Source organism: Kitasatospora sp. NPDC015121, from assembly GCF_055562955.1.
In genome coordinates, this window is the sequence record NZ_JBVHEH010000002.1 from 248,180 (window position 1) to 261,084 (window position 12,905).

The 12,905-nt window shown below is 75.5% G+C and carries 11 protein-coding genes; 4 read left to right on the plus strand and 7 right to left on the minus strand.

Going from position 1 to position 12,905, the window contains the following annotated elements; genetic code table 11:
• Positions 1–64: 64 nt before the first annotated feature.
• From ACZ3J7_RS03070 to ACZ3J7_RS03085, 4 genes are all read right to left on the minus strand, one after another.
• Positions 65–763, minus strand: a complete 699-nt coding sequence (locus ACZ3J7_RS03070; RefSeq protein WP_465616214.1) for a phosphoadenylyl-sulfate reductase — start codon at positions 761–763, stop codon at positions 65–67.
• Positions 747–923 (minus strand): hypothetical protein, encoded by a 177-nt coding sequence (locus ACZ3J7_RS03075; RefSeq protein ID WP_465616216.1) that lies wholly within the window; start codon positions 921–923, stop codon positions 747–749. The genes ACZ3J7_RS03070 and ACZ3J7_RS03075 overlap by 17 nt, the downstream gene beginning before the upstream one ends.
• A complete protein-coding gene (locus ACZ3J7_RS03080; protein ID WP_465616218.1) occupies positions 920–2,641 on the minus strand; it encodes a nitrite/sulfite reductase in 1,722 nt (573 codons plus the stop codon). Before ACZ3J7_RS03080 ends, ACZ3J7_RS03075 begins: the two co-directional genes overlap by 4 nt.
• Positions 2,642–2,835: 194 nt before the next feature.
• Complete coding sequence (locus tag ACZ3J7_RS03085) at positions 2,836–2,919, minus strand: putative leader peptide (protein ID WP_318264789.1); 84 nt, start codon at positions 2,917–2,919, stop codon at positions 2,836–2,838.
• 222 nt (positions 2,920–3,141) lie between these two features.
• On the opposite strand from ACZ3J7_RS03085, the gene ACZ3J7_RS03090 reads away from it, so the two are divergent.
• Positions 3,142–4,371 carry a YihY/virulence factor BrkB family protein gene (locus ACZ3J7_RS03090; protein WP_465616220.1) on the plus strand — a complete coding sequence of 410 codons (1,230 nt, stop codon included), beginning with the start codon at positions 3,142–3,144 and terminating at the stop codon, positions 4,369–4,371.
• 740 nt (positions 4,372–5,111) lie between these two features.
• Here ACZ3J7_RS03090 and ACZ3J7_RS03095 read toward each other — a convergent pair.
• A complete protein-coding gene (locus tag ACZ3J7_RS03095; protein ID WP_465616222.1) occupies positions 5,112–5,465 on the minus strand; it encodes a hypothetical protein in 354 nt (117 codons plus the stop codon).
• Entirely contained in the window at positions 5,462–6,703 is a 1,242-nt protein-coding gene (locus ACZ3J7_RS03100) for a hypothetical protein (protein WP_465616224.1), read from the minus strand. The genes ACZ3J7_RS03095 and ACZ3J7_RS03100 overlap by 4 nt, the downstream gene beginning before the upstream one ends.
• A 459-nt stretch (positions 6,704–7,162) precedes the next feature.
• Between ACZ3J7_RS03100 and rsgA the strand changes: the two genes are divergently transcribed.
• The 3 genes from rsgA to ACZ3J7_RS03115 all read left to right on the plus strand — a co-directional run bounded on the left by rsgA (position 7,163) and on the right by ACZ3J7_RS03115 (position 10,499).
• Positions 7,163–8,281: a ribosome small subunit-dependent GTPase A gene (gene rsgA, locus ACZ3J7_RS03105; protein ID WP_465616226.1), complete on the plus strand. Its 1,119-nt coding sequence runs from the start codon at positions 7,163–7,165 to the stop codon at positions 8,279–8,281.
• 80 nt (positions 8,282–8,361) lie between these two features.
• Positions 8,362–9,948, plus strand: coding sequence for a DNA-3-methyladenine glycosylase 2 family protein (locus tag ACZ3J7_RS03110; protein ID WP_465616228.1), 1,587 nt, complete (start codon positions 8,362–8,364; stop codon positions 9,946–9,948).
• Positions 9,945–10,499: a methylated-DNA--[protein]-cysteine S-methyltransferase gene (locus ACZ3J7_RS03115; RefSeq protein ID WP_465616230.1), complete on the plus strand. Its 555-nt coding sequence runs from the start codon at positions 9,945–9,947 to the stop codon at positions 10,497–10,499. Before ACZ3J7_RS03110 ends, ACZ3J7_RS03115 begins: the two co-directional genes overlap by 4 nt.
• Positions 10,500–10,538: 39 nt before the next feature.
• On the opposite strand, the gene ACZ3J7_RS03120 is transcribed toward ACZ3J7_RS03115, so the two are convergent.
• The gene (locus tag ACZ3J7_RS03120) at positions 10,539–12,746 is read right to left on the minus strand and encodes a tetratricopeptide repeat protein (RefSeq protein WP_465616231.1); all 2,208 of its coding nucleotides are present in this window, start codon (positions 12,744–12,746) and stop codon (positions 10,539–10,541) included.
• Positions 12,747–12,905: the final 159 nt, after the last annotated feature.

Genomic DNA, 12,905 nt, shown 5'->3' on the forward strand with positions numbered 1-12,905 from the left:
GGTGGTCTCTCCTGACGGTTGGTGACGGTGGTTCAGGTGGGGCGGGCGGTGCGGCGGGCGCGGATCAGAGGTGGATGCCGCACTCGGTCTTGCCGGAGCCCGCCCAGCGGCCGGCCCGGCCCTCCTCGCCCTCGCCGGGCTTGGCGGTGCAGGACAGCGGCGAGCAGCCGATCGAGGTGTAGCCCTCCCACAGCAGCGGGTTCAGCAGCACCCCGTTGGCCTGGACGTACGCGTCCACGTCGTCCTGGGTCCAGCGGGCGATCGGGGCGATCTTCACCTTGCGGCGCTTCGGGTCCCAGGCCACCACCGGGGTGCCGGCGCGGGACGGCGACTCGTCGCGGCGCAGCCCGGTCGCCCAGGCGTCGTACGCGCCCAGGCCGCGGCCGAGCGGTTCGACCTTGCGCAGCGAGCAGCACAGGTCCGGGTCGCGGTCGTGCAGGTTCGGCCCGTACCGGGCGTCCTGCTCGGCCACGGTGAGCTTCGGGGTCAGCGTGATCACGTTGACCGGCATGGTCGCTGCGACCGCGTCCCGGGTGCCGATGGTCTCCGGGAAGTGGTAGCCGGTGTCCAGGAAGACCACGTCCACGCCGGGCAGGGCGGTGGAGGCCAGGTGGGCGACCACCGCGTCCTCCATCGAGGAGGTGACGCAGAAGCGCTTGCCGAAGGTGTCGGCGGCCCAGCGCAGGACCTCCTGCGCGCTGGCCTCCTCCAGCTCGCGGCCCGCTGCGACGGCTATCGCCTCGTAGTCAGTCGCGGTCGTCATGTCCGGTACCCCCGTGGTTCGTTGACAGCAGGCCGAGGAACTTCAACTGGAAGCCCCGGCGGCACGACCGGCATTCCCACGCGCCGTGGCCGCTCTCGGACGGGCGCAGGTCCTCGTCCCCGCAGTACGGGCAGTAGAAGGGGGCGGCGCGTTCGGTCACGAGAGCTGCTCCTCGGTGGCCCGCACGGTCCACTGGGCGAACCGCTCGCCGTCCTGCCGGTCCGCCTGGTAGCGGGTCAGCACGCGCTCGACGTAGTCGGGCAGTTCGGCGCTGGTGACCTTCAGGCCGCGGATCTTGCGGCCGAAGCCGGCGTCCAGGCCCAGGGCGCCGCCCAGGTGCACCTGGAAGCCCTCGACCTGGTTGCCGTCGGCGTCGGTGACCAGCTGGCCCTTGAGGCCGATGTCGGCGGTCTGGATCCGGGCGCAGGCGTTCGGGCAGCCGTTGATGTTGATGCTCAGCGGCTCGTCGAACTCCGGCAGTCGGCGCTCCAGTTCGTCGATCAGGGTGCGGCCGCGCTCCTTGGTGTCGACGATCGCCAGCTTGCAGTACTCGATGCCGGTGCAGGCCATCGTGCCCCGGCGGAAGGTCGACGGGGTGACCCGCAGGTCGAGCGCCTCCAGGCCGGCCACCAGCGACTCCACCCGGTCCTCGGCGACGTCGAGCACGATCATCTTCTGCTCGACGGTGGTGGCGAGGCGGTTCGAGCCGTGCTCGGCGGCCAGGTCGGCGATCTGCGAGAGCAGCTTGCCGTTGGCGCGGCCGACCCGCGGGGCGAAGCCGACGTAGAAGTTGCCGTCCTGCTGCCGGTGCACGCCGACGTGGTCGCGCCAGCGGTTGCTGGGCTCCTGCGGGCCGGGGCCGTCGACGAGTTCGCGCTTCAGGTACTCGTCCTGCAGCACCTGGCGGAACTTCTCCGGGCCCCAGTCGGCGACCAGGAACTTCAACCGGGCGCGGTTGCGCAGGCGGCGGTAGCCGTAGTCGCGGAAGATCCCGACCACGCCGGCCCAGACGTCCGGGACCTCCTCCAGCGGGACCCAGGCGCCGAGCCGGACGCCCAGCTTCGGGTTGGTCGACAGGCCGCCGCCGACCCACAGGTCGAAGCCCGGGCCGTGCTCGGGGTGGACCACGCCGACGAAGGCGATGTCGTTGATCTCGTGCACCACGTCGAGCAGCGGCGAGCCGGAGATCGCGGTCTTGAACTTGCGCGGCAGGTTGGAGAACTCCTTGTTGCCGATGTAGCGGCGGTGGATCTCGTCGATCGCCCAGCTGCCGTCGATGATCTCGTCCTCGGCGATGCCCGCGACGGGGGAGCCGATCACCACGCGCGGGCAGTCGCCGCACGCCTCGGTGGTGGACAGGCCGACGGCCTCCAGCTTCTGCCAGATCGCCGGGACGTCCTCGATCCGCACCCAGTGGTACTGCACGTTCTGCCGGTCCGTCAGGTCGGCGGTGCCGCGGGCGTACTGCTCGGAGACCTCGCCGATCGCCTTCAGCTGGGCCACCGTCAGCTGGCCGCCGTCGATGCGCACCCGCATCATGAAGAACTCGTCCTCGAGCTCGTGCGGTTCCAGGACGGCCGTCTTGCCGCCGTCGATGCCCTGCTTGCGCTGGGTGTACAGGCCCCACCAGCGCATCCGGCCGCGCAGGTCGTTCGGGTCGATCGAGGCGAAGCCGGTGTGGGCGTAGATCGTCTCAATGCGTGTCCGCACGTTGAGACCGTCGTCGTCCTTCTTGAACTGCTCGTTGCCGTTGAGCGGGGTGAAGTGCCCCATGCCCCACTGTCCCTCGCCGCGGTGGCGGGTCACCTTGCGGGCGGCGGGGCGGGCCGCCGGGGCGGCTCCGGCCTGAGGCTCGACCGTTTCGGGAGTGCGGGCCATGGTGTCAATCCTTTGAGCGGCTTGGCAGGTGCGAGGGTGCTGACGGTCCCCGGACGCGCTCCGCTCCCGCCCGCGGTCGGACGTGGCTCTGCCCTGGGCGGGCGGATCGGGAGGGGCGACGCTGGCCGGGCAGGGTCTTGCGCGCATCCGCGACGGCGGGGATGGCGCCGGTGCGGTGCGGCGTGCTGACGGGCTCAGGTCACCGGACAGATGGCGCTGGACACGCGAAGGAGGTCGACGTGGAGTCGGCCAACTAGGGTGGTTCCGGCGCTAGACATGGCAAGAGATTCGCACGGCGAGCGACTCGCGGTCCACTAACGTCCGAATGGTGGACCCCATTGTTCCGAATGGTGGGATGGAAGCCGGTTCGGGGCTGCTCGGGGCGATCCGGGACTGCTCGGGGCGGTCCGGGGCGGTCCGGAGCCCGTCGGCCCGTCCGGTTCCGGCGGCACCGGGTGGTACCGCGCGGGCCGAACGGCCCGGGCCGATACCGTAGGGGCGTGCAAGCAGCAGGCAGTACCCCCCACCCGGGCCACGGCTCCGGGCCGAGCGGCGACCCGCCCGCCCGCCGCCGAGGCGGAAGGCGCCGGGCGGCGAAGCGCACCACCTGGTACGGCACCCTGTGGGCGCTGGTGAAGGACACCACCAACACCTGCGTCGAGTACCGGGTCACCGGCCTCGCGGGCGAGGCCGCGTTCTTCACGCTCCTCTCCATCCCGCCGCTGCTGCTCTGCCTGGCCGGCACCCTCGGCTACCTCGACGACATCCTCGGGGCCGGCACCATCGACAAGCTCAAGCAGGACATCGTCTCGGCATCCGGGACGGTGCTCTCACAGAGCTCCATCGACGAGATCGTCCAACCCCTGCTGCGCGACGTCTTCGACAGCGCCCGGCCGGACCTGATCTCGCTCGGCTTCCTGCTCTCGCTCTGGTCCGGCTCCCGGGCGCTGTACATCTTCATCGACACCATCACCGTGATGTACGGCCTCGACGGCAAGCGCGGACTGGTCAAGACCCGGCTGATGTCGCTCGGCCTCTACCTCGGCGCGCTGGTGATCGGCTCCCTGGTGCTGCCGCTGCTGGTCGCCGGACCCGGACTGCTGATCGGCACCTTCCAGAGCTGGGCCGGCGTGATCAACGCGCTCTACTGGCCCGCCGCGATCATCCTGCTGGTGGTCTCCCTCACCACCCTCTACCACGTGGCCGTCCCGGTCTCCACGCCCTGGCGCGAGGACATCCCCGGCGCGCTGGTCGCCCTGCTGGTGCTGGTGGTCTGCAGCATCGCGCTCCGGCTCTACCTGGTCAGCTCGGTCGAGGGCCACTCCGTCTACGGCTCGCTCGCCGCGCCCGTCGCCGTACTGCTGTGGATCTTCGTGGTGGCGCTCGCCGTCCTGATCGGCGCCGCCATGAACGCCGCGATAGACCGCCGCTGGCCCACCGTCGAGACCGCCGACGCCCGCGCCGAGAACGAGCGCCTCGCCGAGGACGCCGCCGTCCAGCGCGGCCGCGAGGCCGCCGCCCGGCGGGCCGTCGAGCGCGCCGAACGCGCCCGCCAGTTCGGCCTCGCCGAGGGCCACGACGACGACCTCTTCGACGAGGACGACGAGCAGCCCGCCCCCAGCGAGTACCCCGAACGCTGGGCCGGCTTCCTCCCGCACCACGACGTCCGCCGCCGGCTCGGCGGCGGACGCGGCGGCAGCGGCGAGCGCCGACGGCGCGCCGGCCGCTGACGCGCCCGGCGGGCGGTGGACGGCGGTCGGCGGGCCTCGGTGGCGGGCTCCGACCGGCGGACACCGCGCGGCGGGCCCCGGAAGGAGCGGCCCTCGGCCTGCGGTGCCGACCCCGCAGCACCTGCCGTCCGGCGGGCGCTTGACGGCAGGCCCACGGGACCGGGTTCCGGCCGGCAGACGCCGGGCGGCGGGCCCCGGCAGGAGCGGCCCTCGACCCGCGCGGCGCCGACCCCGCAGCGCCTGCCGCCCAGCGGGGGCTGGACGCCAGGTCCCACAGGGCCGGGCTCCGGAGAGCAGGCTCCGCCCACCGCCCACCGCCCACCGCCTGCCGGGCACCAGGCGGCAGGCCTTGGGTGGGCTCCGACCGTCGGACACCGAGCGATGAGACCCGCAGGGCGCGCTCCGAGTGCGGGCCCCAGGTGGCAAGGTCCGACCGGCGGACACCGGGCGATGGGACCCGAGCGGCAGGTTCCGGGCGGCGGGTCCCGGCAGGAGCGGCCCTCGTCTGCGGTGCCGACCTCGCAGCCCCTGCTGCCCAGCGGCCACCGGGCAGTGGGCCCCGGGGCGGCGGGCTCCGGCAGGAGCGGCCCTCGTCTGCGGTGTCGACTCCGCAGCGCCTGCCGTCCGGCGGGTACCGGGCGGCGGGCCTGCCGCCCAGCGGGTACCAGCGGTGGTGGCCGTCGCCCGGCGGAAGCCGAGGGGCGGCCCCGTCCCGCCGGGTGGGGCCGTCCCTCGTCGTGCTACCCCCGGCCGCGGCGGGCGGCCGCCGCCGACAGCAGGGCGTGCACCAGCGAACCGGCGAGCGCGGCCGGCTCGTCCCCCCGCACCCGCACGGTCAGCGCGCCGCCGCGGAAGCGGACCCGGACCAGGCCGTCGGCGCCGCGCACCGCCAGCACCGCGCAGCCCGGGTGGCGCCGCCACAGCTCCTCCAGCCCGCCGTCCGCGCCGTCCGGCCCGTCGCGGTCGCCCTGCTCGCCGTGCAGGACGTCCGCCAGCCGCCGGACCCGGGCCGGCTCGTCCGTCCGGGCCGCCAGGTGCCGGTCGCACCACGCGGGGACGCCCGGGCCGGCCGGCAGCCGGACCGTCACCGTCACCGCCACCGTCCGCCCCCCGCCAGCGGGGCCGGCGGCGCCAGCGGCGGCTCCGCGGCCGGGCGGGCGGGCTCGCCCAGGCCCAGCACTCGGTACAGCAGGCGGCGGATCCGGGGCAGGAACGCGCCCGGCTCGGAGGAGATCCGGGCCCCGATCGCCGCGTACGCCTCCGGCCGGTAGAGCTCGTCCGCGTACGCGAGCTGGTCGGCCAGCGGGTGCGCCGGGTCCAGCGCCGGGGCGGTGCGGGCCAGTTGGACGCCCGGCGAGTCCGGGTTCACCTCCCCGTACGGGAAGCGGGCGAGCAGGATCCGGGCCGGGGTGAGCGAGGCGTACAGCGTCACCGAGCCGTGGTCGCCGATCACGTAGTCCGCGGCGACCAGCAGCGGCCGCCAGTCGGTCTGCGGGGCGACCAGCGACACCGCGCCGCCCGACACCTCCTCCACCCAGCGGCGCACCTGCCAGCCGCCGTGCCCCGCCGTGACGTTCGGGTGCACCACCAGCGCCGTCCGGAACCGCCCGGCGGGCAGCTCGCGCACCAGCCGGGGCAGCAGCGCGTCCAGCCCGCCGAACACCGAGTGCGGCCCCCAGGTCGAGCAGAGCAGCACCAGCCGCTCCCGCTCGCCCAGGCCCAGCGCCGCCCGGTACTCGGCCCGTCGGGGGAGCGCCGCCACGATCCGGTCGTGGTCGCCGTCGCCGACCACCTCCGCCACCGGCAGCACCTCCGGGCAGTCACGCGCCAGCAGCGCCAGCTCGTCCCGGTGCGCCAGCGCGTACGCCGCGGCGACCGGTCGGCCCTCCCACAGCAGGTACTCCCGGCCCAGGCCGGCCACCTCCCGCGGGCCGCCGGCGCCCTCACCCGGCCGCTCCCGCTCCTGCTCCCGCTCCCGCGCGCCCGTCACCGAGTCCGCGGGCGGCCGCGTCCGGGCCAGCTTCAGGTGCCCCGCGCCGTGCGGCAGCCGCACCAGCGGGCCGCGCACCCGCTCGACGCCGCGCGAACCGGCGGCCAGCACCAGGTCGAACTCGGTGGCCACCGCCTGCTCCCACGGCACCACGGTGCCGCCCAGCGCCATCAGGAACGCCGTCACCCCCTCGTTGAACGCGTGCGGCGCGACCGTGAACACCACCTGCACCCGCAGGTCCCCCGCCAGCAGCTCGCACACCTCGCGCAGCCGCTGCCCGTACACCACCGTGTGGACGACCGCCAGCACCCGCTTGCAGTCGTTCCGAGTCGCCCAGGACATCGGGCCTCCCCCCTTTCCCCCGGCCTCCCACCGGGGCGGGACGGCGGGCCCCGTGCGCCGCCGTCACGGTGGGGATGTCCGCGCCGGGTGGCGGGACGGCTGGAGAAGCCTTGCGCGGCTTGCGGAACCCTTGCACTCGGGGGGAAAGCCAACTCCCGCTCCAAGAAGCCGAGTTGGGGCGAATTCCGGGTGCGGGGGAAAATCGGTGGCGCGGGTGGCGGACGGGGACTAACGTGGCGCCCGCCGATCGAGCGCACCCCGGAGCGGGGTGGGCGAGGCACGTACGGAGAGGAAGGAGGTGAGGGCCGTGAGTTCCGTCCACGCAGGAGCCTGTTCCCGCGTCCAGAAGTCCACCGAGTCCACCACCCCCTGGCTCCCGGCCCGCCGTCTCCAGCCGGTGTCGCGCATACGCTGACGCCCGCCGCGGCCGGGGCCGCCCCTCCTTCCGAAGGATCCCCGTTGACCGCCACGCAGGTCCCCACCCGCACCACCCCGGCCTCCCCGACCCCGCCCGCCGCCCACCCGCTCGCCGGGCTCGGCTGGACGGACGACCGGGCCGCCGCCTTCACCCACCACGCCGCCGCCGGGCTGCTCCCCGGACGGATCGTCCGGATGGACCGCGGCAGCTGCGAGGTGCTGCTCGTCGACCCCGAGACGGGCGAGCCCGCCGTCCGGCGCGCCGCCACCCGTCCGGTGATGACGGCCGACACCGCGCACAACCCGTGCACCGGCGACTGGGTCGCCTACGACCCCGGCGCCCGGCCCGCACCCGCCCTCGCGGCGGTGCTGCCCCGCACCACCGCGATCATCCGCAAGGGCGCCCACAAGCGCTCCGAAGGCCAGGTCCTGGCCGCCAACGTCGACACCGTACTGATCGCCGTCTCGCTCGCCGCGGAACCCGATCCCGGCCGGGTCGAGCGCCTGCTCGCCCTCGCCTGGGAGTCCGGGGCCGAACCGCTGATCGTCCTGACCAAGTCCGACCTGGTCCACGACGGCGACTTCGTCCGGGCGGACGTCGAGGCGATCGCCCCCGGTGTCACCGTCCTGACGGTCAGCGCCGAGACCGGCGAGGGCATGGCCGAACTGCGCGCCCGGGCCACCGGCTCCTGCGCCCTGATCGGCCAGTCCGGCGCCGGCAAGTCCACCCTCACCAACGCGCTCGCCGGGACGGCCGCGATGACCGTCCAGCAGGTGCGCTCGGTCGACGAGAAGGGCCGCCACACCACCACCGTCCGCGAGCTCGTCCCGCTCCCGGCCGGGGGCGCCGTCATCGACACCCCCGGCCTGCGCGGCGTCGGCCTGTTCGGCGGCGAGGGCATCGACCAGGCCTTCGCCGACATCAGCGCGATTGCCGCCGACTGCCACTACGCCGACTGCTCCCACCGCACCGAACCCCGCTGCGCCGTCCGCGCCGCCCTCGCCGACGGCACCCTCCCCGAACGCCGCTGGGAGAGCTACCTCAAACTCCAGCGCGAGAACGACTGGATCGCCGCCCGCACCGACGCCCGCCTGCGCGCCGAACGCGCCCGCCACCGCAAGCACCTCACCAAGGCCGTCCGCGCCCGCCCCAAGCCCTGACCCGGGCCCTGACCCGGGCCCGTCCCGACCCGCACCGTCCCGGGCGGCCGCGACCGCGACCGCCCGGGACACCCACGGCGATGTCCGAATCCCGCCAGTCGGGGCTCCGGCGATCACGCAGACTGGAAGGCGTGATCGACGACGAGACCAGGTACCGGGCGGTGGACAGCCGGGACGCCCGCTTCGACGGGGTGTTCTTCACGGCGGTGCGGACCACCGGCATCTACTGCCGTCCGAGCTGTCCGGCCACCACCCCCAAGCGCACCAACTGCACCTTCTACCCGACCGCCGCCGCCGCCCAGGGCGCCGGCTACCGGGCCTGCCGGCGCTGCCGGCCGGACTCGGTGCCCGGCTCGCCCGAGTGGAACCACCGCGCCGACCTGGTCGGCCGCGCCGTGCGGCTGATCGGCGACGGCGTGGTCGACCGCGAGGGCGTCGCCGGGCTGGCCGCCCGGCTCGGCTACAGCTCCCGGCAACTGCAGCGGCAGCTGACCGCCGAGCTCGGCGCCGGCCCGCTCGCGCTGGCCCGCGCGCAGCGCGCGCAGACCGCCCGGCTGCTCCTGCAGACCACCGAACTCCCGGTCACCGACGTGGCGTTCGCGGCCGGCTTCGCCTCCGTCCGGCAGTTCAACGACACCATCCGCGAGGTGTACGACCGCACCCCGTCCGCGCTGCGCACCGAGCACGGCGGCCACCGCCGCAGCCCGGCCGGCGGCGGCACGCTCGCCCTGCGGCTGGCCTACCGGGGCGCGATCGACACCGGCCACCTGCTCGACTTCCTCGGCCTGCGGGCCGTCCCGGGCGTCGAGGAGGTCGTCCCCGGCCCGCGCCCCGGCACCCGCACCTACCGGCGCACCCTGGCCCTCCCGTACGGGCACGGCCTGGCCGAGGTCGACGGGCTCGGCCCCGGCGACCCCCTCCACCGGGGGTGGCTGGACTGCCGGCTGACCCTCACCGACCTGCGCGACCTGACCACCGCCGTGCACCGGCTGCGCGCCCTGTTCGACCTGGACGCCGACCCGGACGCGGTGGACGCCCGGCTCGCCGCCGACCCGCTGCTGGCCCCGCTCGCCGCCGCCCGCCCCGGGCTGCGCTCGCCCGGACACGTCGACCCGCACGAGCTGGCCGTCCGGGCCGTGCTCGGCCAGCAGGTCACCGTGGCCGCCGCCCGCACCCTGGCCGGCCGGCTCGCCGAGCGCTACGGCACCGCGCTGCCCGCCGCCGACGGCGGACTCCGACTGCTCTTCCCGACCGCCGCCGCCCTCGCCGCCGCCGACCCGGAGCACCTGGCCATGCCGAACGCCCGCCGCCGGGCCCTGCTCGGCCTGTGCGCGGCGCTCGCCGACGGCGCCGTCCGGCTCGACCCCGGAGTGGACCGCGAACAGGCCGCCGCCGACCTGCTCGCCCTGCCCGGCATCGGCCCCTGGACGGTCGGCTACCTGCGGATGCGCGCGCTCGCCGACCCGGACGTCTTCCTCCCCACCGACATCGGCGTCCGCGACGGCCTGCGCGCCCTCGGCGAACCGGGCGACCCGCGCACCGCCGCCGCACGCTCCGCCCCGTGGGCGCCCTGGCGCTCCTACGCCCTGCACCACCTGTGGTCGGCCGCGGCCGACCGGCACGCCACCCTCCCCCGAACCCGCAAGCCCCGCGAGGACCAGTCATGAGCACCGTCCGCACCACCACCGCCGCCGCCACCATCACCCCTGCCGCCGCCACGACCCTCTTCACCACCATGGACAGCCCGCTCGGCCCGCTGCTGCTCAGCGGCACCCACGACGGCGACGGCTTCGCGCTGGCCACCGTCACCGCCCCCGGCCAGAAGGGCGCGCTCGCGGCCCCCGCCGCCGACTGGGAGCCCGACGCCGACGCGCTGGGCCCCGCCGTCGAACAGCTCACCGCGTACTTCGCCGGCGAGCGCACCACCTTCGACCTCCGGTTGGCCCCCGTCGGCACCCCCTTCCGGCAGCGGATCTGGGAGGCCCTGGACGACATCCCCTACGGCACCACCCTCAGCTACGGCCAACTCGCCGACGCCGCGGGCCAGTCCCCCCGCGCGGTGCGCGCCGTCGGCGGCGCGGTCGGCGCCAACCCGCTGCTGATCATCCGCCCCTGCCACCGGGTGATGGGCGCCAACGGCAGTCTCACCGGCTTCGCGGCCGGCATCGACGCCAAGCGTTGGCTGCTGGCGCACGAGAGCGGCGACCGGCTGTTCTGACGCGTCGCCCCTTCGCAGAGCCCGCCCCCGACGCCCTCGTCACCCGGCCGGGGCCGGCGGGGCCGGCGGGGGTGGTGGCTGGGGCGTGGGAGCGGGCGGCGGCAGGGCGGCGAGCCGGCGGGCCAGCGGTTCGGCGTTCGGGGCGGCCATGCCGCGGTACAGCTCCAGGGCGCGTTCCAGGTGCCGCCGGGCCGTCGGATGGTCGCCGTCGTGCTCGGCCAGGGTCGCGAGCAGTTCCAGGGTCCGGGCCTCCCACAGGGCCGAACCGGCGGTCCGGAAGGCGGCCAGGGCCGGGCCGAGGGCCCGCCGGGCGGCGGGGAGGCGTCCGGCGGCGAGTTCGGCCTCACCGGTCAGCGCGAGTGCCCGGGCCGCCTCGTAGTGGTCGCCCAGTTCGGTCAACTCGCCTTCCGCCTGCGCCAGATGGGTGATCGCACGGTCGAATTCGCCCTCCGCCAGCGAGACCTCGGCGAGCGCGATCCGGGCCAGCGCCACTCCCCGGGGATAGCCGGCCAGCGTGCGCAGCCGCAGCATCTCCTCGAACGCCCGCCGGGCGGAGCCGAGTTCACCCGCCACCCGGTGCGCCTGCCCGATCCCGTACTGCGCGTTGGCCTCGGCCCGCGGGTCGGCCATGGCCCGGGCCAGCTCCAGTGCTTCGCCGTACCACCGGGCCGCCGCGGCGGGTCGGCCCGCGTGGTGCAGTCCGTGTCCGCCGGAGGTCAGCATCCGCTGCTCGGCGGCCCGGATGCCCGCGGAGCGCGCCGCTGCCAGGCCCAACTCGTGTGCCTCGAACTGGAGTTCATGAGCGCGCAGGCGCAGGAACAGTGGCCACATGGCGTCCGCGAGCTGCCAGACCAGGGAGTCCTGCCCGTCCGCGGCCGCCGCCCGCAGGGCCGCGCCGAGCTGCCCGCGCTCCTGGTCGAGCCAGTGCAGTGCCGCCGACTCCCCGTCGAACTCCGGTACGCACAGCGGCGGTTGCTCGTAGTCGCGGGGGAGCGGCCGACGGCTCGGGCTGATGATCCGCTCGGCGGCGGTGGCCGCGGCCAGCAGGTGCTCCGCCACCCGCCGGACGGCCCCCCGGCGCGAGTGCGGCGTCTCGTCGGCACCACCGCGCTCCCGGGCGTGCAGCCGCACCAGGTCGTGGAAGCGGTAGCGGCCGCCGGCCGGCTCCTCCAGCAGGTGCTCGTCCCCGAGGACGTCCAGCAGCCGGCCCGTCTCCGCGGCCGGGAGTTCGGCGGCCGCCCCCGCCAGCGCGGGAGTGAACTCCGGCACGGGCAGCAGGCCGAGCAGCCGGTAGAGCCGGGCGGCCTCCGGCCCGAGGACCCGGTAGGAGGCGTCCAGCACCGCGTGCACCGCCCGGTCCCCGTCCAGTCGCAGCTCGGCGAGCCGGTCGGCCTCCCGCCGCAGCGCCTCGGCGGTGGCGGCCAACGGCGTCCGCGGCCGGGCCGCCATCCGGGCCCCGGCCACGCAGATCGCCAACGGCAGCCCGGCGCACCGGGCGACCACCTGGTCGGCGGCCTGCGGTTCGGCGGCGATCCGCTCGGCACCGACCTGCCGGGCCAGGATGGCGGCCGCGGTGTCCGGTCCGACCAGGCCGACGGTGAGGAACTCGGCACCGTCCATGGCGAGTCCGGTGAGCCGGGTGCGACTGGTCACCACCGTCGCCGAGGTGTCCGTCCCCGGCAGCAGCGGACGTACCTGGGCGGCGCTGGCGGCGCTGTCGAGCAGGACGGCGATCCGCAGCCGGGCGGTGACGGAGCGCCACAGGGCGCTGGCCTCGGCGAGTTCGGCGGGAACGGCGGTGGTGTGTCCCAGTGCGCGCAGGAACCGGCCGAGCGCCTCGACCGGATCGGCCGGCGTGCCGTGGGAGTGGCCGCGCAGGTCGGCGTAGAAGGTGCCGTCGGGGAAGCGGTCGCCCTGCGCGCGCAGCCAGCTGACGGCCAGTGCGCTCTTGCCCACACCGGCCGGCCCGTTGAGCACCAGGACCGAACCGCCCGGCCGACCGGAGCCCAACACCCGTTCCAGAGAAGCCAGTTCGAGCTGTCGCCCGGGGAGGTGCACGGGGGCGGGTGGAAGCTGTCGAGGAACTGGAAGCTGCGCCGGAGCGTGCACGGAAACGTGCACGCCCCCCTCGATCCGCCCGGCCTGGAACACCGGGCCGTTGATCGTCGCGCGCCCGTCGACGCTGTTGCGCTGCTCGGGCCGGTACTGAGCTGGCGAGTTCGACGAAATGCCGGATTCGTGCGCCAACGCTGCTCCTCCTAGGCATGGCGGGGCGGAAGCCGGATCGGGGACGGGGAACCGTGGCACCGGCAGCCCGCCCGTACCACTTTGGTTTCACGATTGCGCGTAGAACGTGGAAATCCGCAGTTCAGGGAACCGCGCGGTGGTATGGCAGGCGGTTCCCTC

Excerpts from the sequence above, each read along its gene's own strand:
- ACZ3J7_RS03080 (WP_465616218.1), bottom strand. The coding sequence starts at position 2,641 with ATGGCCCGCACTCCCGAAACGGTCGAGCCTCAGGCCGGAGCCGCCCCG.
- ACZ3J7_RS03115 (WP_465616230.1), top strand. The coding sequence starts at position 9,945 with ATGAGCACCGTCCGCACCACCACCGCCGCCGCCACCATCACCCCTGCC.
- ACZ3J7_RS03110 (WP_465616228.1), top strand. The coding sequence starts at position 8,362 with ATGTCCGAATCCCGCCAGTCGGGGCTCCGGCGATCACGCAGACTGGAA.
- ACZ3J7_RS03085 (WP_318264789.1), bottom strand. The coding sequence starts at position 2,919 with ATGTCTAGCGCCGGAACCACCCTAGTTGGCCGACTCCACGTCGACCTC.
- ACZ3J7_RS03100 (WP_465616224.1), bottom strand. The coding sequence starts at position 6,703 with ATGTCCTGGGCGACTCGGAACGACTGCAAGCGGGTGCTGGCGGTCGTC.
- ACZ3J7_RS03070 (WP_465616214.1), bottom strand. The coding sequence starts at position 763 with ATGACGACCGCGACTGACTACGAGGCGATAGCCGTCGCAGCGGGCCGC.